The sequence below is a fragment of the Pseudarthrobacter sp. SORGH_AS 212 genome (genome assembly GCF_030818145.1).
Lineage (GTDB): Bacteria > Actinomycetota > Actinomycetes > Actinomycetales > Micrococcaceae > Arthrobacter.
In genome coordinates, this window is the sequence record NZ_JAUTAA010000001.1 from 3,449,319 (window position 1) to 3,475,705 (window position 26,387).

The 26,387-nt window shown below is 66.5% G+C and carries 22 protein-coding genes; 13 read left to right on the forward strand and 9 right to left on the reverse strand.

Going from position 1 to position 26,387, the window contains the following annotated elements:
* Nucleotides 1-72: 72 nt before the first annotated feature.
* Together QE394_RS15855 and QE394_RS15860 are read right to left on the reverse strand one after the other, a co-directional pair.
* Entirely contained in the window at nucleotides 73-294 is a 222-nt protein-coding gene (locus QE394_RS15855) for a Flp family type IVb pilin (protein WP_056075279.1), read from the reverse strand.
* Nucleotides 295-573: 279 nt separating this feature from the next.
* Nucleotides 574-1,113 carry a prepilin peptidase gene (locus QE394_RS15860; RefSeq protein WP_349035419.1) on the reverse strand — a complete coding sequence of 180 codons (540 nt, stop codon included), beginning with the start codon at nucleotides 1,111-1,113 and terminating at the stop codon, nucleotides 574-576.
* 408 nt (nucleotides 1,114-1,521) lie between these two features.
* On the opposite strand from QE394_RS15860, the gene rplM reads away from it, so the two are divergent.
* The 3 genes from rplM (at nucleotide 1,522) to glmM (ending at nucleotide 4,009) form a co-directional block, all read left to right on the forward strand.
* Nucleotides 1,522-1,965, forward strand: coding sequence for a 50S ribosomal protein L13 (rplM, locus tag QE394_RS15865; protein WP_015937805.1), 444 nt, complete (start codon nucleotides 1,522-1,524; stop codon nucleotides 1,963-1,965).
* A 39-nt stretch (nucleotides 1,966-2,004) separates the two neighbouring features.
* Entirely contained in the window at nucleotides 2,005-2,511 is a 507-nt protein-coding gene (rpsI, locus tag QE394_RS15870) for a 30S ribosomal protein S9 (protein WP_056075274.1), read from the forward strand.
* A gap of 136 nt (nucleotides 2,512-2,647) precedes the next feature.
* Complete coding sequence (glmM, locus tag QE394_RS15875; RefSeq protein WP_349035039.1) at nucleotides 2,648-4,009, forward strand: phosphoglucosamine mutase; 1,362 nt, start codon at nucleotides 2,648-2,650, stop codon at nucleotides 4,007-4,009.
* Nucleotides 4,010-4,068: 59 nt separating this feature from the next.
* Here glmM and mscL read toward each other — a convergent pair whose 3' ends face one another.
* The 3 genes from mscL to coaA all read right to left on the reverse strand — a co-directional run bounded on the left by mscL (nucleotide 4,069) and on the right by coaA (nucleotide 6,422).
* The gene (mscL, locus tag QE394_RS15880; protein ID WP_056075270.1) at nucleotides 4,069-4,458 is read right to left on the reverse strand and encodes a large conductance mechanosensitive channel protein MscL; all 390 of its coding nucleotides are present in this window, start codon (nucleotides 4,456-4,458) and stop codon (nucleotides 4,069-4,071) included.
* 90 nt (nucleotides 4,459-4,548) lie between these two features.
* Nucleotides 4,549-5,421, reverse strand: a complete 873-nt coding sequence (locus tag QE394_RS15885; protein ID WP_349035040.1) for a M15 family metallopeptidase — start codon at nucleotides 5,419-5,421, stop codon at nucleotides 4,549-4,551.
* Between the two features lie 5 nt (nucleotides 5,422-5,426).
* Nucleotides 5,427-6,422, reverse strand: coding sequence for a type I pantothenate kinase (gene coaA, locus QE394_RS15890; protein WP_200937636.1), 996 nt, complete (start codon nucleotides 6,420-6,422; stop codon nucleotides 5,427-5,429).
* 103 nt (nucleotides 6,423-6,525) lie between these two features.
* On the opposite strand from coaA, the gene glmS reads away from it, so the two are divergent.
* The 8 genes from glmS to QE394_RS15930 all read left to right on the forward strand — a co-directional run bounded on the left by glmS (nucleotide 6,526) and on the right by QE394_RS15930 (nucleotide 19,234).
* Nucleotides 6,526-8,418, forward strand: a complete 1,893-nt coding sequence (gene glmS / locus QE394_RS15895; RefSeq protein ID WP_349035041.1) for a glutamine--fructose-6-phosphate transaminase (isomerizing) — start codon at nucleotides 6,526-6,528, stop codon at nucleotides 8,416-8,418.
* A 4-nt stretch (nucleotides 8,419-8,422) separates the two neighbouring features.
* Nucleotides 8,423-8,770, forward strand: a complete 348-nt coding sequence (locus QE394_RS15900; RefSeq protein WP_013601780.1) for a holo-ACP synthase — start codon at nucleotides 8,423-8,425, stop codon at nucleotides 8,768-8,770.
* Between the two features lie 29 nt (nucleotides 8,771-8,799).
* Complete coding sequence (locus tag QE394_RS15905) at nucleotides 8,800-10,410, forward strand: NAD(P)H-hydrate epimerase (RefSeq protein ID WP_349035042.1); 1,611 nt, start codon at nucleotides 8,800-8,802, stop codon at nucleotides 10,408-10,410.
* Between the two features lie 69 nt (nucleotides 10,411-10,479).
* A complete protein-coding gene (gene glgX, locus QE394_RS15910) occupies nucleotides 10,480-12,738 on the forward strand; it encodes a glycogen debranching protein GlgX (RefSeq protein WP_349035043.1) in 2,259 nt (752 codons plus the stop codon).
* Nucleotides 12,735-15,065: a malto-oligosyltrehalose synthase gene (treY, locus tag QE394_RS15915; protein WP_349035044.1), complete on the forward strand. Its 2,331-nt coding sequence runs from the start codon at nucleotides 12,735-12,737 to the stop codon at nucleotides 15,063-15,065. Before glgX ends, treY begins: the two co-directional genes overlap by 4 nt.
* The gene (gene treZ / locus QE394_RS15920) at nucleotides 15,062-16,831 is read left to right on the forward strand and encodes a malto-oligosyltrehalose trehalohydrolase (RefSeq protein ID WP_349035045.1); all 1,770 of its coding nucleotides are present in this window, start codon (nucleotides 15,062-15,064) and stop codon (nucleotides 16,829-16,831) included. The genes treY and treZ overlap by 4 nt, the downstream gene beginning before the upstream one ends.
* 115 nt (nucleotides 16,832-16,946) lie before the next feature.
* Nucleotides 16,947-17,987, forward strand: a complete 1,041-nt coding sequence (gene mgrA, locus QE394_RS15925) for an L-glyceraldehyde 3-phosphate reductase (RefSeq protein ID WP_349035046.1) — start codon at nucleotides 16,947-16,949, stop codon at nucleotides 17,985-17,987.
* Nucleotides 17,988-18,148: 161 nt separating this feature from the next.
* Nucleotides 18,149-19,234 carry an inositol-3-phosphate synthase gene (locus tag QE394_RS15930; RefSeq protein WP_056075239.1) on the forward strand — a complete coding sequence of 362 codons (1,086 nt, stop codon included), beginning with the start codon at nucleotides 18,149-18,151 and terminating at the stop codon, nucleotides 19,232-19,234.
* Between the two features lie 84 nt (nucleotides 19,235-19,318).
* Here the strand turns inward: QE394_RS15930 and QE394_RS15935 are convergent, their stop codons facing one another.
* Nucleotides 19,319-19,933 carry a MerR family transcriptional regulator gene (locus tag QE394_RS15935; protein WP_349035047.1) on the reverse strand — a complete coding sequence of 205 codons (615 nt, stop codon included), beginning with the start codon at nucleotides 19,931-19,933 and terminating at the stop codon, nucleotides 19,319-19,321.
* An 81-nt stretch (nucleotides 19,934-20,014) separates the two neighbouring features.
* On the opposite strand from QE394_RS15935, the gene QE394_RS15940 reads away from it, so the two are divergent.
* Nucleotides 20,015-20,536 (forward strand): DUF2306 domain-containing protein, encoded by a 522-nt coding sequence (locus tag QE394_RS15940; RefSeq protein ID WP_349035048.1) that lies wholly within the window; start codon nucleotides 20,015-20,017, stop codon nucleotides 20,534-20,536.
* A 171-nt stretch (nucleotides 20,537-20,707) separates the two neighbouring features.
* On the opposite strand, the gene QE394_RS15945 is transcribed toward QE394_RS15940, so the two are convergent.
* From QE394_RS15945 to QE394_RS15955, 3 genes are all read right to left on the reverse strand, one after another.
* The gene (locus QE394_RS15945) at nucleotides 20,708-22,384 is read right to left on the reverse strand and encodes a formate--tetrahydrofolate ligase (RefSeq protein WP_349035049.1); all 1,677 of its coding nucleotides are present in this window, start codon (nucleotides 22,382-22,384) and stop codon (nucleotides 20,708-20,710) included.
* 4 nt (nucleotides 22,385-22,388) lie between these two features.
* Nucleotides 22,389-23,651 carry a D-inositol-3-phosphate glycosyltransferase gene (mshA, locus tag QE394_RS15950; protein WP_056075228.1) on the reverse strand — a complete coding sequence of 421 codons (1,263 nt, stop codon included), beginning with the start codon at nucleotides 23,649-23,651 and terminating at the stop codon, nucleotides 22,389-22,391.
* An 87-nt stretch (nucleotides 23,652-23,738) separates the two neighbouring features.
* Entirely contained in the window at nucleotides 23,739-25,136 is a 1,398-nt protein-coding gene (locus QE394_RS15955) for a 6-phospho-beta-glucosidase (RefSeq protein ID WP_349035050.1), read from the reverse strand.
* 70 nt (nucleotides 25,137-25,206) lie between these two features.
* On the opposite strand from QE394_RS15955, the gene QE394_RS15960 reads away from it, so the two are divergent.
* Nucleotides 25,207-26,298, forward strand: a complete 1,092-nt coding sequence (locus QE394_RS15960) for a carbohydrate kinase family protein (protein ID WP_056076375.1) — start codon at nucleotides 25,207-25,209, stop codon at nucleotides 26,296-26,298.
* The last annotated feature ends 89 nt before the right edge of the window (nucleotides 26,299-26,387 follow it).

Sequence of the window (26,387 nt, forward strand, 5' to 3'; positions counted from 1 at the left end):
GGCTGCTACCGGTCAGGGGTGTGCTATGCGGAATTGCGCAGCACACCCCTGGAATGCCTAGTTGAATCCGCGCTAGGGAGTGGTCGGGGCCTTGAAGTTGTTCTTCACTGAGTCACCGAGAGTGTCAAACCAATCGTTCAGAGCGCCGCCGAAGGCGCCGACGCCCACCACTATGACAAGTGCAATGAGTCCGACCAGCAGGGAGTACTCCGTGGCCGTGGCGCCCTTTTCGGAGGAGAAGCGATCCTTGACGCCGGCGACAAATGCCATCATCGAGACCATGAGAGAAGTCATTGTATTTCCTTAATTCGGTGAAATGGATTGAATAGATTTCAACGAATTTCCAGCTGCCCCCATAATTCCTTAGCGGCTGGACTTCGCTAGGAAGAGATTGTCATTGGGGGGTTGGCGGCAACAATGCGTAGTGGTACTCGAGTTTTTTCAGCGTGGCCAAATATGCGTACCTGAAAAGACACCGTAGTACGCAGGATCTGGTGTGAGTACTGGGCGGACTACTTGGATTCGGCATGTGGCGCCGCGCCGCAAGCCCCGGCTGCGGCGGTCGTGTGGTGGCTAGTGCAGGAGCAGGGCGACGATGGCCGTAGCGCCGAGCATGGAAGGTCCGTGAGGCACTTCTGAGGCCCTGCTCCGGGTTTTTTGCTTCAGCAGGATGACGGTGACCAGGCCGTTGAGGACGAACCCGAGGAGTCCGCCATAGAGGAGCTGGCTCCAACCTAGGTACCCGAGGTATAGGCCAACCGGTGCCGCGAGTTTGACGTCGCCCATTCCGATGGCTCCCGGGGAAATCAGCCCCAGAATTAGATACCCAGCGAACAAAATGACCATGCCCAGGAGTGCGCGAAGCATATTGTCAGCATGCTGATTAAATGCTGATGGCGCCAGGAGGAGGGCAATTCCCCCGGCCAAGAGCATTAATACAAGAGGATTCGGCAGTAGGTGAAGTGAGAAATCAATCCTGGCCAACTGAACTCCGAGCACGGCGAGGAAAAGAAATGCCGGCAGGGTCCAGGAAACTCCAAAGCGGAACGCAAAGGCAGCGCACGCAACTCCCGTAAGTGCGGCCGTCGTAATCCTTGCCGAGGGCAACGGCATTCCGCCCAGCCGGGGAAGGAACCTGGCAATCAGAACCTCCGCGGCCGGGGAGAGTGCTGCGCCCAGCACGAAAGCCCATCCGGCGCCGACGCCAGCACCCTCTGTAAACACCGCGTCCCCCTGCGCTCATCCTGCCGGCGGCGCTGTGGTGGCCTGCGGCTACCCCATTTTGACCCTGAACCCCCTGGCACGCTAATCTTGTAAGTCGTTGTGCGTGTCCTATTCCGATGGTGCGTGCCCGCTTGAGAATCCGGTTGCAGGATAACTACTCAACGTGCACATTCGGAACCTCAGGATGACTGGTTACATAGAGCCCTCACCTCTGTTCCGGTAGCGCGCAGAAAGTAGGTGCTCACCCCTGAGTGGTGCCTAAACAAAGAACGCCAGAACAAGAACGAGGCAAACACCGTGCGTACGTACACCCCGAAGCCCGGCGATATCAACCGCCAGTGGCACGTCATTGACGCCACCGACGTTGTCCTTGGTCGTCTTGCCAGCCAGACCGCAATCCTGCTGCGCGGCAAGCACAAGGCCACCTTCGCGTCCCACATGGACATGGGCGACTTCGTCATCATCATCAACGCTGAGAAGGTTGCCCTGACCGGCGCCAAGCTGGAGCAGAAGCGCGCATACCGCCACTCCGGCTACCCGGGCGGCCTGACCTCCGTCAACTACGCGGAACTGCTGGAATCCAACCCGGTCCGCGCCGTTGAGAAGGCCATCAAGGGCATGCTCCCCAAGAACTCCCTCGCTGCACAGCAGCTGGGCAAGCTGAAGGTGTACCGCGGTGCTGAGCACCCCCACGCCGCACAGCAGCCCAAGACTTTCGAAATCACCCAGGTCGCCCAGTAGTCCTGGCCACCAAACAACTTACTTAACACAAGGAGAATCGTGGCTCAGAACGAAGAACTGACCACCGAAGCCGTTGAGGCTGAGGAAATCCCCACCAGCTACACCTCTGAGAGCTCAGCTGCTGAAGCCGCTCCCAAGAAGGAGCGCCCGGCACTGACCGTTGCAGGCGCAGCAGTTGGCCGCCGCAAGGAAGCCGTTGCGCGCGTTCGCGTTGTTCCGGGCTCCGGCAAGTGGACCATCAACGGCCGCGCGCTGGACAACTACTTCCCGAACAAGTTGCACCAGCAGGACGTCAACGAGCCCTTCAAGATCCTTGATCTCGAAGGCGCCTACGACGTCATCGCCCGCATCCACGGCGGCGGCATCTCCGGCCAGGCCGGTGCCCTGCGCCTCGGCATCGCCCGTTCCCTGAACGAGATCGACGTCGAGAATAACCGCGCCACCCTGAAGAAGGCCGGTTACCTGTCCCGCGACGCCCGTGTCATCGAGCGTAAGAAGGCCGGTCTCAAGAAGGCCCGCAAGGCTCAGCAGTACTCCAAGCGCTAAATCCGCTTGCACAGAAGCCCGTCCCGCCGTTGGCGGGGCGGGCTTCTTGCGTTTAGCCATATCCACAGGGTGGGCGGCCGTATCCGGCTGGCCAGCCGTTTCAAATTGAAGGACCGCCATCCCATACACTTGACCGGTGTCTAGATTATTTGGAACTGATGGTGTCCGGGGGCTGGCCAACGGCCTGCTGACAGCGGAGCTGGCCCTGCAGCTGGCCCAGGCGGCCGCCGTCGTACTTGGCCACGACCGCAACTCCAACGGCTCCCGGCCCCGCGCCGTGGTGGCCCGTGATCCGCGTGCCAGCGGAGAATTCATCGCCGCCGCGGTGGAGGCCGGGCTGTCCAGCTCGGGAATCGACGTCTACGACGCCGGCGTCCTCCCCACCCCGGCCGCCGCGTACCTGGTGGCAGACCTGGAAGCCGATTTCGGCGTCATGATCTCCGCCTCGCACAACCCGGCACCGGACAACGGCATCAAGTTCTTCGCCCGCGGCGGCCAGAAACTCCCCGACGACGTGGAAGACGCCATCGAGGCCCAGATGCACAACGAAGCCGTCCGGCCCATAGGCCCCGACGTCGGACGCATCCAGCGCTTCTCCGACGCAGAGGACCGCTACGTCGTCCACCTCCTCAGCACCCTCCCGCACCGCCTCGAGGGCCTCACAGTGGTCCTGGACTGCGCCCACGGCGCCGCCAGCGGCTGCTCACCGCAGGTTTTCAAGGACGCCGGCGCGGACGTCATTGTCATCGGCGCCGACCCGGATGGGCTCAACATCAACGACGGCGTGGGCTCCACCCACCTGGGCCCGCTCAAGGAAGCCGTCCTTCAGTACGGCGCGGACCTTGGCATCGCCCACGACGGCGACGCGGACCGCTGCCTGGCCGTGGACCACGAAGGCAACGAAGTGGACGGCGACCAGATCATGGCGATTCTCGCCGTCGCCCTCAAAAAGGCCGGCAAGCTCAACGACGACGTCCTGGTGGCCACCGTCATGAGCAACCTCGGCCTCAAGATCGCCCTCCGCAACGCCGGCATCAGCATCCGCGAAACAGCCGTGGGGGACCGCTACGTCCTGGAAAACATGCGCGAAGGCGGCTTCAACCTCGGCGGGGAACAGTCCGGCCACGTCATCTTCTCGGACCACGCCACCACCGGCGACGGCCTGCTCACCGGCCTGCAGCTCGCCGCCCAGGTGGCCCTGACCGGGACATCCCTCAAGGACCTGGCCGCCGTCATGACCAAGCTCCCGCAGGTCCTCATCAACGTCAAGGGCGTGGACCGCACCAAGGTCAACAGCAATGACGTCCTGGCCCAAGCCGTCAAAGCCGCCGAGGCCGCCCTGGGAGAAACGGGCCGCGTCCTCCTCCGCCCCTCGGGCACCGAGCCCGTGGTCCGGGTCATGGTGGAGGCTGCCGACGAGGAAACCGCCCAGTCCATCGCAGAACACTTAGCACAGGTGGTCCGCACGGAGCTCGCGCTGGAACTCCTCAGCGAATAGCTGCACAAACACGTGAGGCCCGCTTCCACGAATGGAAACGGGCCTCACGTGCATATCGGCTAGGACGAGCGGCTTCGCAACTCGTCGCGGATCTCGGTGAGCAGGGCGATCTGCGGATCCTCTGCAGATTCTTCCTTGACGTCAGGGTTGATGCCGAGCCGGCGGTTGCGCCGCTCGATCATGTGGTTCATGGGCATGACCACAACAAAGTAGATGGCGGCGGCAATCAGCACGAACGAAATGACGGCGGAGATGACGCGCCCGTAGAGGAAGCCCTCCCACTGCATCTCCTCGATTCCCTTCGCCTGGAACAGAAGGCCGATCAGCGGTGTGAGCAGACCTTCCACGATCGATGTGACGACGGCGCCGAACGCGGCACCCATCACAACAGCGACGGCAAGGTCTACGACGTTGCCCTTCATGATGAAATTCTTGAATCCGGTCAACATGAGTTCAAAGCTAGCCCACGTCTGTTAACCCTGTGTGAACCCCGGCCCCTATTTTGAACCGTGTTGGGAACCTACTGGCCGCATTGTCCGTTAGGGGTATCCCGGTGCCGCCCCCACACCGAAGTACTCCTCGAGCGTGGCAATCCCGCGTGCGGACATGTCGGTTGCCGCCTCCACGCCGATGTACCGCAGGTGCCACGGCTCGTAGTAATACCCGGTGGTCTCATGGAACATCCACGGATACCGCACCACAAACCCGAACCGGTGGGCGTTGGCTTTCGCCCAGACCGCGGCCGGTTGCTCCGCGAAGCACGGCTGGAAGGCGCACGCCCCGCCGCCGTCGGCAATGTCGAAGGACCAGCCTGTCTGGTGCTCCGAGTAGCCGGGCCGGGCGCTGGCGGTGTCCGCGTCCGCCTGCCCGCGCGCGGCCACGTACCCGTTGTACGTGGACACTTGCGTGGCATAGGAGCGGTACCCGCTGGCCAGGACCATGACCACGCCGTCCCGCGACGCAGCCGCGAACATCGCCTCGGCCGCTGCCGCCGTCGTACTGTTCAGCAGCGCGGACTCACCCGACGCGGAGATCCCGACGGCGGGACTCACCAGGTCCGCCGGCGCATAGTCAGCAGGCGCCAGCGGCCGGTGCTTGTTGACGACTACCCACGGGCTGGCCGGATCGGTGAGTGAAAACTGGCGGGGGAGCGCCGCGGACGAGGAAGGGGTTGCAGCAGCCGCGGGAAGCGTTGCCCCTGTGGGAGCGGCCTCAGAGACGGCAGCGGGTGCCGTGGACACAGTGGGGGACGGCGCAGGGGCAGCCGGCAGCGGGGCCGACGACGGCGGCGCGGCCTCGGGTGCCACAGGGGTGCAGGCGGTGAGAACGGTCAGCCCGGCCCCCACTGCGAGGAAGCGGGCGAAGCTCCGGCGGCTGGCCGTTACGGCTGAAACGGCGCAGTTATGGCACACCTGTGCTAGACCTTCCTCAGGAGCATCCGGCGGATGGTGTGGTCGGCGTCCTTGGTGAGAACCAGCTGCGCCCGCCCCCTGGTGGGAAGGACGTTCTCCTCCAGGTTGGGCTCGTTGATCCGCTTCCAGATGTCCCTGGCGGTGCTCTCCGCCTCGTCATCGGACAGGCTGGCGTACCGGTGGAAGTAGGACTCCGGCTGCGCGAACGCCGTGGTCCGCAGCTTCCGGAACCGGTCCACGTACCACTCCTCGATATAGGAGGTCTTGGCGTCCACGTAAATGGAGAAGTCGAAGAAGTCGCTCAGCGCCAGCCCCTGCCGGCCGTCATGCCGCGGGCGCGCCGGCGCCAGCACGTTCAGGCCTTCCACAATGAGGACATCCGGCCGGCGGACCACCACTTCCTTTTCGGGAACGATGTCGTACGTGACATGCGAGTACCAGGGTGCGTGGACTTCCTCGGCCCCGCCTTTGATCTCGCTGACGAACCGCAGCAGCGCCCGCCGGTCGTAGGACTCCGGGAAGCCCTTCCGGTCCAGCAGCTGCCGCCGCTTGAGTTCGGCCAGGGGATACAGGAAGCCGTCCGTGGTGATGAGCTCCACGTTGGGGGTGCCGGGCCAGCGACGCAGCATCTCCCGCAGCACGCGCGCAATGGTGGACTTGCCCACGGCAACCGACCCGGCAACGCCGATGACGAACGGGGTGCGCTGTGTCTGTTCGCCCAGGAAGGTGGTGGTGGCCGCGTGCAGTTGCCCTGCCGCTTCGACGTACAGGTGCAGGAGCCTGGACAGCGGAAGGTAGACCTCGCGGATTTCCTTCATGTCCAGGGGATCGCCAAGGCCGCGCAGGCGGACAATATCCTCTTCATTGAGGGGTTGTTCCATCTGGGCTGCCAGCCTGGACCAGGTCTGCCGGTCCAGTTCCACGAACGGGGAGGCACCCTCCCCGTTCGCCTCGTTGCGTTGCAAAGTCACGTTAGAGATTCTGCCCCGCACTCCGCGCATAGCGAAATGAACCGGCTCCGGGGCGCGGCGGGACGTGCAAGAAGGGCTCAAGAATCCGGGTCCGGTTACAGGCAACGCACCGGAACCCGATATTCTTAGCCTTATGTGTGGAATCGTGGGGTATGTAGGCCGTTCTGTTGACGGCGCCGTTAGTGGTCACAGTGCTTTGGATGTGGTCCTTGAGGGGCTTCGCCGGCTGGAGTACCGCGGTTATGACTCTGCGGGCATCGCCGTCGTCTCCGATGGCGTGATTGAGTCGCGGAAGAAGTCCGGGAAGCTGAGCAACCTGATTGCCGAGCTGGAGGAGCACCCGCTGCCGGAGACCCTGACTGGTATTGGCCATACCCGCTGGGCCACGCACGGCGGCCCCACGGACCGGAACGCGCATCCGCATCTGGCTGATGAGGGCAGGCTGGCCCTGATCCACAACGGCATTATCGAGAACTTTGCAGAGCTCAAGCTTGAACTGATCGACAAGGGCGTGAAGTTCCTGTCCGAGACCGACACCGAGGTTGCTGCCGCGCTGGTGGCGGATATTTTCCGGAACCAGCTGGGCGGGGACGTCTCCGACGGCGGCCTGACGAAGGCCATGGAGCTGGCCTGCCAGCGCCTCGAGGGCGCCTTCACGCTGCTGGCTGTCCACGCGGACCAGCCCGACGTCGTGGTTGCTGCCCGCCGCAACTCGCCGCTGGTGGTGGGCCTGGGTGATGGGGAGAACTTCCTGGGCTCGGACGTGTCCGGGTTCATTGATTACACCCGCCGGGCGGTGGAGCTGGGCCAGGACCAGATTGTCACCATCACCGCGGACACTGTGGTGATCACGGATTTCTTCGGCAACCCGGCCGAGGGCAAGGAATACCACGTGGACTGGGACCCGGCTTCGGCGAAGAAGGGCGGTTTCTCCTCGTTCATGGAGAAGGAAATCCATGACCAGCCCGATGCCGTGGCGCAGACCCTGCTGGGCCGGTCCGACCTGGAGGGCAAGCTGACCCTGAACGAGCTGCGGATCGACCCGGAGCTGTTGAAGCAGGTCAACAAGATCGTGGTGCTGGCCTGCGGCACCGCCGCGTACGCCGGAATGGTGGCCAAGTACGCCATTGAGAACTGGTGCCGGATCCCCACCGAGGTGGAGCTCGCGCACGAGTTCCGGTACCGGGACCCGATCCTGGACGAGAACACCCTGGTGGTGTCCATCTCCCAGTCCGGCGAGACCATGGACACCCTGATGGCTGTCCGGTACGCCCGCGAGCAGGGCGCGAAGACCATCTCGATCTGCAACACCAACGGGTCCACCATCCCGCGTGAGTCCGACGCCGTGCTGTACACGCACGCCGGCCCGGAGATCGCCGTGGCGTCCACGAAGGCGTTCCTGGCCCAGATCACGGCCGCGTACCTGCTGGGCCTGTACCTGGCGCAGCTTCGCGGGAACATCTTCTCCGGCCAGATCAAGGACGTCCTCGCGGACCTGGCCAAGATCCCCGAGAAGATCCAGACCATCCTGGACAACGCCGGCCCGCTGCGGGAACTGGCCCGGTCCATGGCCGACGAGAAGTCGGTGCTGTTCCTGGGCCGGCACGTGGGCTACCCGGTGGCCCTGGAAGGTGCGCTGAAGCTCAAGGAGATCGCGTACATCCACGCCGAAGGGTTCGCCGCCGGCGAGCTCAAGCACGGCCCGATCGCCCTGATCGATGAGGGCCAGCCGGTGTTCGTGGTGGTCCCGTCCCCGCGCGGCCGCGATTCGCTGCACGCCAAGGTGGTCTCCAACATCCAGGAAATCCGTGCCCGCGGCGCCAGGACCCTGGTGATCGCGGAGGAAGGCGACGAGGCCGTGAAGGCCTACGCCGAGCACGTCTTCTACGTCCCGGAAACCCCCTCGCTGCTGATGCCGCTGCTGACCACCGTCCCGCTGCAGATCTTCGCGGCCGAACTCGCCGCCGCGAAGGGCTACGACGTGGACCAGCCACGCAACCTCGCCAAGAGCGTCACCGTAGAGTAGTTCCATGATCGTTGGCATTGGGGTAGACGTAGTAGACATTGAGCGGTTCGGCCGCCAACTGGAACGGACACCGGGCCTTCGGGACCGGCTGTTCGTGCCTGCCGAGCGCGAGCTCAACACCCGGTCCCTGGCGGCCAGGTTCGCGGCCAAGGAAGCCGTGGCCAAGGTCCTCGGCGCGCCGGCCGGCATGAACTGGCAGGACTGCTGGATCGGCCTGGACCACAACGGGCCCACCGTGCAGGTCAAGGGCACGGTGCTGGCAGTCGCGGAGGCCAAGGGCGTCAAGCGCTGGCACCTGTCCATCAGCCACGACGGCGGCATCGCCACGGCAACGGTCCTGGCCGAGGGCTGACCCGGCCCCGCCCGCTGGGACCTCAGTCAATGATCAACGCCTACAGCGGAACACAGGTCCGTGCAGCCGAGGAGCCGCTCCTCGCCGCCGGGCTCGGTGATGTCCTGATGCAGCGCGCCGCCCACGGCCTCGCTAACGCGGTGGTCACCGAGCTTCGTTCGCGTGGGGACCGCGTCTACGGCACGCGAGTGGTGGTGCTGGCCGGCAAAGGCAACAACGGCGGCGACGGCCTCTACGCCGCCGCCTTCCTCGCCTCCCGGGGGATGCGTACGACGGCGGTCCTCACCGGCGGCGCGGCGCACCCGGCGGCGCTGGCTGCCTTCAGGCGTGCCGGCGGCCGTGCGGAGGAACTGACCGAAGAGGCACTCAAGCCGCTGGCCGCGGAGACCCGGCGTGCCGGCGTCGTCATTGATGCCATCCTGGGCACGGGCGCCAAAGGTGGACTGCGGGGGAGTGCTGCCGCGTTGGTTGAGGCCGTCCTTGAGGCGCGCGACGCTGCCGGCAGTAACGGATTCGTGGTGGCATGCGACCTGCCCAGCGGCGTCAACGCAGACACGGGCGAGGCGGCCGGGCCGGTGCTGCCCGCCGACCTGACGGTGACGTTCGGCGGCGCCAAGGCGGGCCTGCTGGCTGACCCCGGTTCGGACCGTGCCGGCAGGGTGCACGTGGTTCCCATCGGCATCGAAGAACACCTTCCCGCTCCGGTCCTCCGCCGGCTCGGGGACGCGGAGCTCTCCGGCCTTTTGCCCCATCCCGCCCGGCGGGCGCACAAATACTCGCGCGGGGTCCTGGGCATCGTGGCCGGCTCCGTGCAGTATCCGGGCGCCGCCGTGCTGGCCTGCCGCGGGGCACTTGCCGCCGGCGTGGGCATGGTCCGGTACCTTGGCCCGCCCGAGGTGGCGGACCTGGTGCGGCACTCCTGCCCCGAAGTGGTGTGCAGCGACGGATCCGTGGCGGACAACCGGGTGCAGGCCTGGCTGGTGGGCCCGGGCATGGGGCCGGAGGACAACGAACAACTGGCACGGGCACGCGCTGCGATCGAGTCCGGCCTGCCCGTTGTAGCCGACGCCGGCGCGCTGCCGGCGTTGCCCCAAAAGCTCGCTCCGCATGTGGTGCTGACCCCGCACGCCGGCGAGCTCGCGGCGCTGCTGAAGCGTTTGGAGGGTGAAGCCGACGCCAGGTTTGGCGACCGCGAGGCCGTGGAAGCCGCCACCTTTGAAGCCGTCCGTAAAGCAGCGGACCTGACCGGGGCAACCGTCCTGCTCAAAGGTCCCGCCACATTGGTGGCCGCGCCCGGCGGCGGAGCCTTCAGCCAGGCTGACGGCACGCCCTGGCTAGCCACTGCCGGAAGCGGCGACGTCCTGGCCGGCGTCATCGGCGCCCTGCTCGCCCAGGTGGGTCCCGCCGTCGACCGTTTCCGCCCCATGGGCATCGACGACGACGGCCGCTGGGCTGCGCTGGCCGCGCTGGGAGCTGCGCTGCACGGCACCGCCGGGAGGGCGGCGTCGGACGCGCGCTCGGGCGGTCCGATCACCGCGGGTGCGGTCGCTGACGCCATACCCGAAATCTGGGGTAAAGTCAGCATGCTTAGTAACTCTGGAGCCTTGAAACGTAATAGTCACAGCCAACCATTACGGTAGGCATTAGTTCGCACCGGCAGTAGGGGCGTTCCGATGTCCTCTGCTGCTGACCAACAAATGAGGAGCACGATGGAAGTCTGGCCTGGAACCGCCTACCCGCTGGGAGCGACCTTTGACGGCACCGGCACCAATTTCGCACTGTTCAGCGAACAGGCCGAACGGGTGGAACTCTGCCTCCTGGCTGACGACCTGACCGAGACGCGGATCGAACTGACCGAGGTGGACGGCTACGTCTGGCACTGCTACCTGCCCCAGATCCAGCCCGGCCAGAAATACGGCTACCGCGTCCACGGACCCTACGAGCCCGCCAACGGCAGCCGCTTCAACCCGAACAAGCTCCTGATGGACCCCTACGCGAAGGCCATCCAGGGCGAAATCGACTGGGACCCGGCTCTCTTCTCCTACGAGTTCGGTGATCCGGATTCGCGCAACGACGCCGACTCGGCCGCGCACACCATGCACGGCGTGGTCATCAACCCGTTCTTCGAATGGGACGGCGACCGGCAGCTCCGCGTCCCGTACCACCAGTCCGTCATCTACGAAGCGCACGTCAAGGGCCTCACCGAGCTGCACCCGGAGATCCCCGAAGAGCAGCGCGGCACCTACGCAGGCGTGGCCCACCCCGCCGTCATCGAGCACCTCAAGAAGCTCGGCGTTACGGCAATAGAGCTCATGCCGGTGCACCAGTTCGTCAACGACGGCACACTGCAGGAGAAGGGTCTCAACAACTACTGGGGCTACAACACCATCGGCTTCTTCGCGCCCCAGAACACCTACAGCTCCACCGGCGACGTGGGACACCAGGTCCAGGAATTCAAAGCCATGGTCCGCGACCTGCACCGTGCGGGCATCGAGGTCATCCTCGACGTTGTGTACAACCACACGGCCGAAGGCAACCACCTGGGCCCCACCCTGTCCTTCAAGGGCATCGACAACCAGGCGTACTACCGGCTGGTGGACAACGACCTCAAGCACTACATGGATTACACCGGCACGGGCAACTCGCTCAACGTGCGCCACCCGCACTCCCTGCAGCTGCTGATGGACTCCCTGCGCTACTGGGTCACCGAAATGCACGTTGACGGCTTCCGCTTCGACCTTGCCTCCACCCTGGCCCGCGAGTTCTACGACGTTGACAAGCTCTCCACGTTCTTCGAACTCATCCAGCAGGACCCCATCGTTTCCCAGGTCAAGCTGATCGCCGAGCCCTGGGACGTTGGCCCCGGCGGCTACCAGGTGGGCAACTTCCCGCCGCAGTGGACGGAATGGAACGGAAAGTACCGCGACACCGTCCGCGACTTCTGGCGCGGCGAACCGTCCACCCTGGGTGAATTCGCTTCCCGCCTCACCGGCTCCGCCGACCTCTATGAGAGCTCCGCGCGCCGCCCGGTCGCATCCATCAACTTCGTTACCGCCCACGACGGCTTCACCATGCGGGACTTGGTCTCCTACAACGAGAAGCACAACGACGCCAACGGCGAAGGCAACAACGACGGCGAATCGCACAACCGGTCCTGGAACTGCGGCGAGGAGGGTGACACCGACGACGAGAAGGTGCTGACCCTCCGCGCCCGCCAGCAGCGGAACTTCATCGCCACGCTGCTGCTCTCCCAGGGCGTGCCCATGCTGCTGCACGGCGACGAACTGGGCCGTACCCAGCAGGGCAACAACAACACCTACTGCCAGGACTCCGAGCTGAGCTGGATCCACTGGGAAGCGATGGACCAGCCCCTGGTGGAGTTCACAGCCTTCGTGAACAAGCTCCGGCACGACCACCCCACCTTCCGCCGCAGCCGCTTCTTCGATGGCCGCCCAGTCCGCCGCGGCGAGGGCGAAAAGCTGCCCGACATCGTCTGGCTGAAGACTGACGGCACCGAAATGCTGCCCGAGGACTGGGGCAGCGGCTTCGGCCGGACCATCGGCGTCTTCTACAACGGCGACGGAATCCAGGAGCAGGACTCCCGGGGCCGCCGCATCACCGACGACAGCTTCCTGATGGCCTTCAACGCCCACGACGACGATGTGGACTTCCTGTTGCCGTCTGACGAGTACTCGCAGTACTGGGAGGTCCTGATCGACACCGCAGCCCAGGCTGATGCCTACGAACCCCTCAAAGCCGGTGCAACACTGACGCTGGACGCCAAGTCCATGGTGGTGCTGCGCGCCTACTCCGGCCCGGAAGCCGAAGTGGACCTGTCCGCGGCAGCCTCCCTGGCTTCCATGGCCGATCATGAAGAGGCCCAGGAGGAGATGGTGGAAGCCCAGACCAAGGCAGCTGAAGCGAGCGAGGCAAGGGCAACGGGCGCCGATAAGGAAGCCGAGGCATGAGGACGCCGGCCTCCACCTACCGGCTGCAGATCCGCAGCAGCTTCACGCTGTTCGATGCCGCGGAGAAGGTTCCGTACCTGAAGTCGCTCGGGGTGGACTGGGTTTACCTGTCGCCGATCCTGACGGCGGAGCAGGGCTCGGACCACGGCTACGACGTGACCGATCCCTCCGCCGTCGACCCCGAACGCGGCGGCCCGGAAGGGCTGCTGGCCCTTTCCCGCGCCGCCCGCGAGCACGGCATGGGTGTCCTGGTGGACATCGTGCCCAACCACGTGGGCGTCGCCACCCCGGTGCAGAACCCCTGGTGGTGGTCACTGCTGAAGGAGGGCCGCGGGTCACGGTACGCGGAAGCGTTCGACGTCGACTGGGACCTGGGCGGCGGAAAGGTCCGGCTCCCGATGCTGGGCTCCGATGCGGACCTGGACAAGCTGGAAATCAAGGACGGGGAACTCCGGTACTACGACCACCGGTTCCCCCTCGCCGAAGGAACGTACTCCGAAGGGGACTCCCCCCAGGAGGTGCACAGCCGCCAGCACTACCAGCTGATGGACTGGCGCCGCGCCGACGCCGAGCTCAACTACCGCCGCTTCTTCGCGGTGACCACGTTGGCCGGCATCCGGGTGGAAACTCCCGCCGTCTTCGAAGAAGCCCACGCCGAGGTTGGCCGCTGGTTCACCGAAGGCCTGGTGGACGGCCTGCGCGTCGACCACCCGGACGGCCTGGCCGACCCCGCAGGCTACCTGCGGTGGCTGAAGGAGCTCACCGGCGGCGCCTACGTCCTGGTGGAGAAGATCCTGGAACCCGGCGAGGTGCTGCCGGGGGACTTCGCCTGTGAGGGCACCACCGGTTATGACGCGCTTGCCGTCGTGGACCGGGTGTTCGTGGATCCTGCCGGAGAAGAGTCCCTGAACGCGCTGGACGCTGAGTTGCGTGGCACTCCCGAGGCCGCCGACTACGCGGAGATGATCCGCGGCACCAAGCGGATGATCGCCGACGGCATCCTCCGCTCCGAAGTGCTGCGCCTGGCCCGGCTGGTCCCGGAATCCCACGGAGTGGCACTGGAGGAAGCGGCCGATGCCCTGGCAGAGGTCATCGCCTCCTTCCCGGTGTACCGGAGCTACCTGCCCACCGGGGCCGAGGTCCTGAAGGAAGCCTGCGAATCTGCCGCCGAACACCGTCCGGACCTTGCCGTTGCCGTGGGGACGCTCCTCCCGCTGCTGCTGGACCCGGCCAACCCCATCGCCGTCCGGTTCCAGCAGACCTCCGGCATGGTGATGGCCAAGGGCGTGGAGGACACCGCGTTCTACCGCTACACCCGGCTGGGCACCCTGACCGAGGTGGGCGCAGAACCCACCGAGTTCGCTGTGTCCCCGGAGGAGTTCCATCACCGGATGCGCCGGCGGCAGGACGAGTTGCCGCTGTCCATGACCACCATGTCCACGCACGACACCAAGCGCAGCGAGGACGCCCGGGCACGGATCTCCGTGATCGCCGAGTTGCCGGGGGAGTGGGCCGCCACACTGGACACCCTCCGGAAGCTGGCTCCCATCCCGGACGGCCCCTACGAGAACCTGCTGTGGCAGGCCATCGTCGGCGCCTGGCCCGCCAGCCGGGAGCGGCTCCAAGGCTACGCCGAGAAGGCTGCACGCGAGGCCGGCAACTCCACGAAGTGGACTGACCCGGACGAGGGCTTCGAGTCCCGGGTGAAGGCCGCCGTGGATGCTGTGTTCGACGACGTCGGTGTAGCCAAGGTGGTGGAGGACTTCGTGGCACGCATTGATGCCTTCGCAGCGTCCAACTCCCTCTCCGCCAAGCTGGTCCAGCTGACCATGCCCGGCGTTCCGGACGTCTACCAGGGCAGCGAATTCTGGGAACGGTCCCTGACCGATCCCGATAACCGCCGGCCCGTGGACTTCGCACTCCGGGAAGCCGAGCTGGCCAAGATCGACGCCGGCACGTTGCCTGAAGCGGGCACTGAAGCCAGCAAGCTCCTGGCCACCACGCGGGCGCTCCGGCTCAAGCGGGACCGGCCGGAGCTCTTCGGGGGCTATGTCCCGGTGACGGCAAACGGTGCCGCCGCCGGACACCTGCTCGGGTTCTCCCGCGGCGCGGCCGACGGCACACCCGGGGCGGTGACCCTGGCAACGCGGCTGCCTGCGGGCCTTGCAGCCGGCGGCGGGTGGCGCGATACCGCCGTCGAACTTCCCGCTCCTATGCGTGACGAACTGACGGGCGCCGAATTTGGTGCGGGCAGCGTGTTGGTGGCTGACGTGCTGGGTACCTACCCGGTGGCGCTGCTGGTCCCTGTGGATGGAGGAAACGCATGACCCTGGTCAACCAAGGACCCGAACGCTTCGACGTCTGGGCGCCCGACGCCTCTTCCGTGACCCTCGTGGCGGGCGGCCGGGAGTACCCCATGGTGAAGAAGGACACCGCGCCCGGCACGGAGGGCTGGTGGACCGCCCCGGACGCGCCGGCCGACGGCGAAGTGGACTACGGCTACCAGCTCGACGGCGACAGCCACCCGCTGCCGGACCCCCGGTCCCGGCGGGTACCTGCAGGAGTCCACGAGCTGTCCCGGACCTTCGATCCCGCCGCGTACGCGTGGCAGGATTCCGGCTGGAAGGGCAGGGAACTCACCGGCTCGGTAATCTACGAACTCCACGTGGGCACCTTCACCCCGGAAGGAACCCTGGACGCTGCCGCCGGGAAGCTCGGCTACCTCGCAGACCTGGGCGTCGACTTCGTGGAGCTGCTGCCCGTCAACGGGTTCAACGGCACCCACAACTGGGGCTACGACGGCGTGCAGTGGTACGCCGTCCACGAAGGCTACGGCGGACCCGCCGCGTACCAGCGGTTCGTCGACGCCGCCCATGAGGCCGGGCTCGGCGTCATCCAGGACGTGGTGTACAACCACCTCGGCCCCAGCGGCAACTATCTGCCCAAGTTCGGCCCGTACCTGAAACAGGGCGACGCCAACACCTGGGGCGACTCCGTCAACCTCGACGGACCCGGCTCCGACGTTGTCCGCGAGTACATCCTGGACAACCTCGCGCTGTGGCTCCGGGACTACCACGTGGACGGGCTGCGGCTCGACGCCGTGCACGCCCTGCGCGACGAACGGGCTGTGCACATCCTCGAGGAGTTCGGAGCCCTGGGTGACGCTGTCTCGGCCGAAACCGGGCTCCCCAAAACCCTGATCGCGGAGTCCGACCTGAACAACCCCCGCCTGATCTACCCGCGGGACGCCAACGGATACGGCTTGGCCGGGCAGTGGAGCGACGACTTCCACCACGCGGTCCATGTCAACGTCAGCGGCGAAACCACCGGGTACTACTCCGACTTCGAGTCCCTGGCCGTGCTGGCCAAGGTCCTTAAGGACGGCTTCCTGCATGACGGCAGCTACTCCAGCTTCCGCGGCCGGCACCACGGCAGGCCCATCAATGCCTCGCTCGTGAGCCCGGCAGCTCTGGTGGTTTGCAACCAGAACCACGACCAGATCGGCAACCGGGCCATCGGTGACAGGCTCTCGCAGTCGCTGTCCTACGGGCAGCTGGCCGTGGCGGCTGTGCTCACGCTGACCTCGCCGTTCACGCCCATGCTGTTCATGGGGGAGGAATACGGGGCAACCACGCCGTGGCAGTTCTTCACCTCCCACCCGGAACCTGAGCTCGGCAAGGCCACCGCGGAAGGGCGCATCAAGGAATTCGAGCGCATGGGGTGGGATCCCGCCGTCGTGCCCGATCCCCAGGACCCGGAAACCTTCCGCCGGTCCAAGCTGGACTGGGACGAAGCCGGCACGGGTGACCACGCCCGGCTGCTGGAACTCTACAAATCGCTGACTGCACTTCGGCGCAGTCATCCGGAACTGACCGGACTCGGCTTCGGCGAGACCGAGGTGGCGTTCGACGACGACTCCGGGTGGCTGCGGTTCCGCCGCGGCAGCGTGGAGGTGCTGGTGAACTTCGCCGACGCGAAAGTCCGGCTGGACGGCGTCAGCGGGTCCCTCCTGCTCTCCACCGACGACGGGACAAGCCAGGATGGCGACGCCCTCGCCCTGGCTCCGTGGAGCGCCGCCATCGTCAAGTCCTGACGATTACGTTCCTTGCCGCGTGCGCGGGTTGCGCCGCGGGCTGGCATTGTCAGCCCGCGGCGTAACTTTTGCGGTCCTGCCTGTTGCGCCGGTCACAGCTGGCAGGATGGAACCCATGACTTATTCCGCGGCGGAAGACCGCTACGAATCCATGCCCTACCGCCGGGTAGGCCGCAGCGGCCTGAAGCTCCCGGCCATCTCGCTGGGCCTGTGGCACAACTTCGGCGACGACAAGCGCTTCGACGAACAGCGCGCCATCCTGCGCCGCGCGTTCGATCTTGGTGTGAACCACTTCGACCTCGCCAACAACTACGGCCCGCCGGACGGATCCGCCGAGACCAACTTCGGCCGGCACCTCAAGGACGACTTCAAGCCGTACCGCGATGAGCTGGTCATCTCCACCAAAGCCGGCTACTACATGTGGCCGGGCCCCTACGGAGAGTGGGGCTCACGGAAGTACCTGCTTTCCAGCCTGGACCAGTCGCTCGAGCGTATGGGCCTGGACTACGTGGACATCTTCTACAGCCACCGGCCGGACCCGGAAACGCCGCTGGAAGAAACCATGGGCGCCCTGGACTACGCCGTCCGCTCGGGAAAGGCTCTGTACGCGGGCATCTCCTCCTACACTCCGGAGCAGACCATCGAAGCCGCCCGCATCCTCAAGGAGCTCGGCACGCCGCTGCTCATCCACCAGCCCAGCTACTCCATGTTCAACCGCTGGACCGAGAACGGCAGCCCCAACCTCTACGAGGCGCTCGACCAGGTGGGGGCAGGGTCCATCGCCTTCTCACCGCTGGCACAGGGCATGCTCACCGACCGCTACCTCAACGGCATCCCGGACGATTCCCGCGCAGCCAAGGCCAGGTTCCTGTCCGAGGACGCCATCACGGATGAGAAGCTCGACCGTATCCGCGGCCTGAAAGCCATCGCCGAAGGCCGCGGCCAGACGCTCGCGCAGATGGCCATCGCCTGGATCCTCCGGGACCAGCCGAAGGGCTCCCCGGTGACATCAGCCCTGGTGGGGGCCTCCAGTGTCCGCCAGCTCGAGGACACGCTCTCCGCCATCAACAACCTCGGATTCAGCGCTGACGAACTGACCGCCATTGATGAATTCGCGGTCGAATCGGACATCAACCCGTGGAAGCAGGCCGTCTGACGAAAACCCCCTTTCTTACGCAGCGGGACCGGTGGAACAAGAGCCGGTCCCGCTGTGTTGGGTACTATGAATAAGCGCCGCGCGGCGCTGTCCCAGCCGGCCGCCGTCGCAATTTCCCCGACGCATTATCAGGCCGGCTGACGTTTGTCCTAAGGAGTTCCGTGTCTTCACATCCGATCCGTGTCGCAATCGTCGGCGTAGGCAACTGCGCCGCGTCGCTGGTGCAGGGCGTCCAGTACTACAAGGACGCCGACGCCACGGCGACCATCCCGGGCCTCATGCACGTTGAGTTCGGCCAGTACCACGTGGGCGATGTCCAGTTCGTGGCCGCGTTCGACGTCGACGGCAAGAAGGTGGGCAACGACCTCGCCGATGCCATCCTCGCCAGCGAAAACAACACCATCAAGATTGCCGACGTCCCACCCACCGGCGTAACCGTCCAGCGCGGCCACACCCTGGACGGCCTCGGCAAGTACTACCTCGAGACCATCGAGGAATCCACCGAAGAGCCCGTTGACGTGGTTCAGGCCCTCAAGGACGCCGATGTTGACGTCATGGTCTGCTACCTGCCCGTCGGCTCCCAGGCGGCTGCTGAGTTCTACGCCCAGGCCGCCATCGACGCCGGCGTTGCCTTCGTCAACGCGCTTCCGGTGTTCATCGCCGGCACTAAGGCGTGGGCGGACAAGTTCACCGCCGCCGGTGTTCCGATCGTGGGCGACGACATCAAGAGCCAGATCGGTGCCACCATCACGCACCGCGTCATGGCCAAGCTGTTCGAGGACCGCGGCGTCACCCTGGACCGCACGTACCAGCTGAACGTCGGCGGCAACATGGACTTCAAGAACATGCTGGAACGCGACCGCCTTGAGTCCAAGAAGATCTCCAAGACCCAGGCAGTCACCTCCAACGTCGAGGCCGAGCTCGCCGCCAAGGACGTCCACATTGGCCCGTCCGACTACGTCCAGTGGCTCGATGACCGCAAGTGGGCCTTCGTCCGCCTGGAAGGCCGCAACTTCGGTGATGCCCCCGTGTCGCTGGAGTACAAGCTGGAAGTCTGGGACTCGCCCAACTCCGCCGGTGTGATCATCGATGCCATCCGCGCCGCCAAGATCGGCCTGGACCGCGGCATCGGCGGCCCGCTGCTCTCCGCCTCCAGCTACTTCATGAAGTCCCCGCCGGAGCAGTTCAACGACGACCTCGCCCGTGAAAAGGTCGAGGCCTTCATCCGCGGCGACCTGGAGCGCTAACCCCCGGCGTTGCCCTATCACTTGGAGTTCCCAAAACCCTGTTAGGAACTCCAAGTGGTAGGGCAACCCGCGTTTAAGGGGCCGTCAGCCACCTTCAAGGGTGCGGATGGCATGGCTCGCCTGGGCAACGGCGAGGAGCTTGAGCATGAGTTGCGAATGCATGTGCATCCCGACGGCGGCAGTCAGGATGACGTCATTGACGTCTTCACCCGCCGTGGTCAGTTCCAGGTCCAGGCCGGCGATCGCGTCAACTGCGCTGCTGTACCGGTCAAGGAGCTCAAGCGGCAGGTTGATGCCGAGGTCCTGCATGGCCGCGACGTGCCGGTCCAGTGCATCCCTTGCATCGCTGGGCACATCGGGCCAGCTTCGCATGCGTACGACGGCGTCTGCCGCCGCCGTGCGCTCAACGTCGCCCGCAGCAGGTTCGAGGTTTAGGACCACGCGCTGGACGTGCGCCAGCAGCGACAGGCGTGGAACGCCGTCGTCCGCCATTTTCACGATGCTGCGGATCTGTCCGATGTTGAGGCCCACGATCTGACGGAGTGAGCGGATCAGCTCGAGGCGTTTGATGTGGTCCGCGGTGTAGCTGGCGCGCGTGGGGTGGACAGTATGGCCAGCCTGCAGAAGCCCCTCCCGCAGGTAGAACTTGATGCTGGCCGTGCTGGTGCCCGTTGCGCTGCTTAGTTCCTTGAGCTGCATTGAGTTCCTTCGGCCGGATAGTGGTCCGGGTGACAACTATCCTGATGTACATAAGCTGGATAGTGGCACTATCTTAGACGTATGGAGCACTGGAATGTACTGCTTGTCAGCCACGTGGTGGCTGCCCTGTATGTCCTCGCGATCGGACCGGTTCAAATACTTCGACGGCGGCGGGACCGCATCCACCGCACCATGGGGTACCTGTGGGTGGCGACGATGTATTACGTGTGCGTCAGCAGCTTCTGGATCGTCTCCGAGGGCCACTTCACCTGGCTGCACGGCCTGTCTGCTTTCACGGTCCTTACGGTAACCCTGGGCCTGGTCAGCGCAATTCGCCGGAACATCCCTGCCCACCGCGGCAACATGGTGGGGAGCTACCTGGGCATTGCCATCGCATTCGGGTTCGCGGTAGGTGTCCCCGGGCGCAGCATCCCGCGGCTTCTTTCGGCGGACCCGGCCACCGCCGTGTTTGTGGTTGCCTTGGTGCTGCTCACCGTTGGAGCCGTGTACGTTTCCCTTCTTCGCGGCGCCGAACGGCATTCCAACCACCCGTTGCCCCATCAGATAACGTCCCCAACTCCCAGGGTTTGCAGCCCTAAGTGATAGGGCAAGTGCGGTTCAGGAGTCTCGGAGGGTGGCCCGGACCCGGCGCACTGCCAGCCGGAAACCCTGTGCCAGGTCGTACGAGCGCAGCCTTCCCTTGCGCAGGCTCGCCGCACGCGCTGCGTGAACCGTGAACGGGACTGATTCGAGGTGCGCCGGCAGGGGACGAGGTTAGGTGAGGCCTACCGGGTTGCCGTCGGGGTCCACGTCCATGCGGAGGGCGGCTGGCACAGCGGGAAGCCCGGGCATGGTCATCACGGCGCCGGTCAGCGCCACGATGAAGCCGGCGCCGGTCTTGGGCAGCAGGTCGCGGACGTGGATGGTGAATCCTTTGGGGGCACCAAGCCGGGAGGCGTCGTCGGTAAAGGAGTACTGGGTCTTGGCCATGCACACGGGAAACCCGCCCCAGCCGTTGCGCTCAATATCAGCCAGCCGTTTCAGTGCGGGGACGGAGAAGTCCACCCCGTCGGCCCCGTAGATCTCCTGCGCAATGGTGCGGATCTTGTCCTCCACGGAGAGCTCCAGCGGGTACAGGTGGCGGAACTTGTTGGGCGCCTCCAGGGCCCGCACCACCAGCGCGGCGAGCTCATCCCCGCCGTCACCGCCGCCGCCCCGGCCCCACACATCGGCCACGGCAGCCGCAACACCTTCCGCGGCGCACCACGCCAGCAGCCAGTCCAGTTCCTCCGCCGTATCCGTGGCGAAGCTGTTGATGGCCACCACCGGCGTCACCCCGAATTTCTCCACGTTGTGGACGTGCCGGCGCAGGTTCTCGACGCCGGCCTCCAGCGCTGCCACGTCCGGCCGGGTCAGCTGGTCCTTGGCTACGCCGCCCTGCATCTTCAGCGCCCGCACGGTGGCCACCACCACGACGGCGGACGGCGCCAGTCCGCCGATCCGCGCCTTGATGTCCATGAACTTTTCGGCACCCAGGTCGGCCCCGAAACCGGCCTCCGTGACCACGATGTCCGCCAGCCGCCGTGCGGTCTGGGTGGCGACGAGGGAGTTGCAGCCGTGCGCGATGTTGGCGAACGGGCCGCCATGGACCAGCGCCGGGGTGCCGGCGATGGTCTGCACCAGGTTGGGTTTCACCGCTTCCTTGAGCAGGAGGGCCAGCGCTCCCTGCACCCCCAGGTCCGCCACTGTCACCGGGACGCGCTCATAGGTGTACCCGAACGTGATCCTGCCCAGGCGTTCCCGGAGGTCGGCCAGGTCCGTGGCGAGGCAGAATACGGCCATGATCTCGGAAGCGACGGTGATGTCGAACCCGTCCTGGCGCGGCACGCCCTGCGCCGGCCCGCCGAGGCCGATCACCACTTCCCGCAGGGCCCGGTCGTTCATGTCCAGGACACGCTTGAAGGTCATCCGCCGCGGATCGATGTTCAAGGCGTTGCCCTGGTAGATGTGGTTGTCCACCAGTGCCATCAGGGCGTTGTTGGCGGAGGTGATGGCGTGGAAATCACCGGTGAAATGCAGGTTGATCTCATCCATCGGCAGCACCTGCGAGTAGCCTCCGCCGGTGGCACCGCCCTTCATCCCCAGGACCGGGCCCAGCGAGGGCTCACGCAGGGCGATCATCACGTTGTGGCCGGCCCGCGCCAGGGAGTCCGCCAGCCCCACGGTGGTGGTGGACTTTCCTTCGCCGGCCGGCGTGGGGGACATGGCCGAGACCAGCACCAGCTTGCCGTGCGGCGGCGGTGCGTCCAGCCGGGCGGGATCGATTTTGGCTTTGTAACGCCCGTACTGTTCCAGCGCTGCGGCATTCACCCCTGCGGCAGCGGCAATGTCTTCGATGGGCCTGATGCGTGCTGCCCGTGCTATCTCGAGGTCGCTGGGAACGCCGGTCATGGCGTCAGGTTACAGGAACGGCCGGCACAAGGTGGCCCACGTGCCGGTCGACGGCGGCGTGGTAGCTTTCGAGCGTGATGGCGGCGGTGCGGGACCAGCCGGAGTTCTGGGCGCGGATGGCGGCGGCCCGGCCCATGTCCACCCGGGTAGCGGGATCGTCGTAGAGCGCCTCAAAGGCGTCCGCCCAGTCGGCCGCGTGGTGGCCGTCCACCAGCAGCCCGGTCCGGCCGTGGAAGATGGCCCGGGACAGTCCGCCCACCCGGGTTGCCACCACCGGGGTCCCGCAGGCCTGGGCTTCCAGGGCCACCAGGCCGAAGGATTCGCTGAAGGATGGCATCACCACGACGTCGGCCGCGCGGAACCAGGCCGCCAGCTCAGGCGCCGTGACGGGTGGAAGCTGCGTGACGACGTCGTCCATCTCGGCGTCTGCCACGAGCTTGCGGAGGTTGAATTCCTTGTTGCCGCTGAGCTCGCCCAAGATGGTGAGCCGCAGGTCGATGTCCGGACGCCGCTGCCGCAGCAGGGCGGCCGCCTTGACCAGCACCTGCGGGCCTTTGAGCCGCTGGATGCGGCCGGCGAACAGGAGGTGGAACGCTCCCGCGTCCACGCCGTGGTCCTTCCGGGCTTTGGTCCGGAAGGCCGGGGTGAACGTGGCCAGGTCCACGCCCGGGGGAGCGATGTCGATCCGGTCGTAGTCCGCGCCGTAGTGCGACACGAGCTCGGCGGCCTCGGAGCTGGTGTTGGCGATGAGGCGTGCCGCCCCGTCCACGATCTGGTGTTCGCCCACCTCCCGCCGCCGCGGCTCGGGCTGTTCGCCGGATTCGAGCAGGAGGTTCTTCACCTTGGCCATGGTGTGCATGGTGTGCACCAGCGGTACACCCCACAGTTCGGACAGTTCCAGCCCGGCGATGCCGGACACCCAGTAGTGCGAGTGGATGACGTCGTAGCGGCCGTGCGGCTGCCGGCGGCGGATCTGTTCGATCTCTTCAACCATGCTGTGCAGCAGGCCCGGCAGTTCTTCCTTGGGGATCTTCTTCGGCGGTCCGGCCAGGACGTTGTGGACACAGACGCCGGGATCCGGATGTTCGACGGCGGGCTGGCCGGCCGACGTGGCCCGCGTGAAGATCTCCACTTCAACGCCGGCTTCGGCCAGGGCCGAGGCCAGTTCGCGGATGTAGACGTTCATGCCGCCGGCATCGCCGGAACCCGGCTGTTCCATGGGCGAGGTGTGGAGTGACAGCAAGGCCACCCTGCGAATCAATGCCAAGGGACCTCCTTCCGGCCGCCGGCGCGTATTACGGGCGCACCTGCCCCGGGTACCCGTTCAGTGCGCACTCGGTAAAACACTACTCCTTCAGCCAACCGGGGCCGCAGCCGCCCCGTTACCACGCCACAGCGCCCGCAGCTCCGGGAATGCTTCCTCGTAACCGGACAGGAGCCTGCCCGCCAGTTCCTCCGAATCCACCAGCGGATGCCGCGCGAAGGCCGCAAGGGCGGCGGCGCGGTCGCCGGTGGTGGCTGCCCGGACGGTGAGCCGTTCCACGTCCTTGACCTGCCGCAGCAACCGGAGCTGCGGCCCGGGTGGCGCCTGCTGGGGAAGCGGCAGCGCGCCGTCGGCCGTCACCATGCAGGGAAGTTCGACGACGGCGTCCGCGGGCAGTCCCGGAATGGCGGGTTCCTGAGCGCCCGGGTTCAGTGAGTTGCGGGTGTTCAGGATCAGCTGCGTCCCGCCTGCCCCGGAGAGCGCCCGCATGGCGGCGAGCGCCACGCGTTCGTAGCCGCCGCCGGCGAGGTCGTCTTCGTCCCGCTGCGTGCCTTCCGGGCGTGCCTCGGCCAGGTAGCCCTCCTCGCGGGACCGGCGGGCGCCATCCCACAACCGGAAGGCGTCCGTACCGGCGCCGGCGAGGCGTGGATAGAGGTCCTGCTGCTGCGCGTGGATACTCTCGCCGCGCGTCTGCTGCATCAAGTGCATGGCGCGCCGGGCGGCGTCGCGCCGGTAGTAGTAATACAGGTACTCGTTGGGCAGCATGCCGAGCCCTGCCAGGAACGGCTGGCCGAACAGCCGGCCCTCCTCGAAGGACGCCAGGGCGGCGGGATCGGCGAGCAGACCCGGCAGCAGGTCGCGGCCGCCGGACTCCAGCCGGTACAGCCAGCCCAGGTGGTTCAGCCCGAAGTAGCCCACGCCGTCGAGCCTTCCCGCCGGCAGGTCCGCTCCCGCAGCGTGTGCGGCGCGCTGCACCAGGGCACCCGCCGAGTCGCAGATGCCCACCACCCGGTTCCCCAGCACCGGGATGAGGGCCTCGGTGACCATGCCTGCCGGGTTGGTGAAGTTGATCAGCCGGGCCCCCGGGCAGTGCCGGTCCATGAGGCGCGCCAGGTGGACCATGTGCGGAATGGTCCGCAGCGCATAGGAGATGCCGCCCGCCCCCGTGGTTTCCTGCCCCAGCAGCCCCAGGTCCTGGGCCACCTTCTCGTCCGCGATCCGCCCGGCGGTCCCGCCCGGACGCATCGCGGCGAACACCATGTCCGTCCCGGGCAGGGCGCGGGCCAGATCGGTGGTGGAACGGACCGGCAGCCGCGGGCCGGGGCCTGCCGGCATGCTGTGCAGCACGGCGGTGACGGCTCCAAGGCGGGCGGGATCGACGTCGTACAGCACCAGTTCGGTGACCAGCCCGGCAAAGCGGCCCGAAACCAGCGCCCGGTAGATGAGCGGCACCCGGAAACCCCCGCCGCCGGCAATCAGAAGCCGCATACCCAGCAGTCTAGGGCGGGCCCGGGCGCTCCTCTACCGGATGTCGTTGGCAGGGCGTAGTGTGCCGGACATGGACGCGATGCCGGCACGCCCTTTTGATCCGCTGGCCTCGGTCCGGAAACACTCCGGGCCCGGGTTCGATCTCCTGCTGGCCGGAACCGTCTACCAGGACATCATTTTCACCGGACTGCCGCACGGCCCTGAACCGGGCACCGAAATCTGGAGCGACGGCATGGGCAGCTGCCCCGGCGGGGTGGCGAACCAGGCCATCGCGGCGGCCCGGCTGGGGCTCCGGACCGGCCTGGCCGCAGTGTTCGGAGATGACGGCTATGGCGACTTCAACTGGAAGATCCTCTCCGGCCAGGAGCGGGTGGACCTGAGCCTGTCCCGCCGGGTGGAGGGGTGGCACTCGCCGGTGACGGTGTCACTGTGCGTCGAGAAGGACCGGTCCATGGTCACCCATGGACATGCCGCCCCGGTCACGTCCTCCGAGCTCATCGGGGAGCCGCCGCCCACCCTGGCCGGCATCGCGGAGGTGGGCCTGGAAGTGGAACCCTGGGCACGCGCCGCCCACGCGGCCGGCGTAAAACTCTTCGGTGACGTGGGCTGGGACCCCACCGGGGAGTGGGCTCCGGTCCGGCTGGAAAACCTGCAGTACTTCCATGCGTTCCTGCCCAACCAGCGCGAAGCCATGGCGCTGACCGGGAAGGACAATGCCTGGTCTGCCCTGTATGCGCTCGCGGACCGGGTCCCCGTGGCTGTGGTGACACTCGGCCCGCAGGGGGCGCTTGCCGTCGATTCGGAAACCGGGGAGGAGGAGTGGGTTCCGTCCCTGCCGGTCAAGGCACTTGACCCCACGGGAGCAGGTGACTGTTTCGACGCCGCGTTCATTGTGGGCTCACTGGCCGGCTGGCCGCTGGGCAACAGGCTCAGGTTCGCCAACCTGTGCGCCTCCCTGGCCGTGCAGGAAGTGGGCGGGTCGCTGGCCGCTCCCGGTTGGGGAGACATCGCCGACTGGTGGAAGCGCGCCAACGCCCGGCCCGAACGCCAGATGAGCCAGTGGCTGCGCCGCTTCGGGTTCCTGGCCGAGATCATCCAGGACGTCCCGCAGGCAGCCCAGCGGAGGGCCGCCGCCACCATCGCCCACCTCTCGGACGCCTGAGCAGCCGCTGCCGCTTGAATATTCCCTGCCGCCCGAACACTGCCATCCCGGCAGCGCCGGGAGTCCGATTATTCGGCCGCAGGCACCCC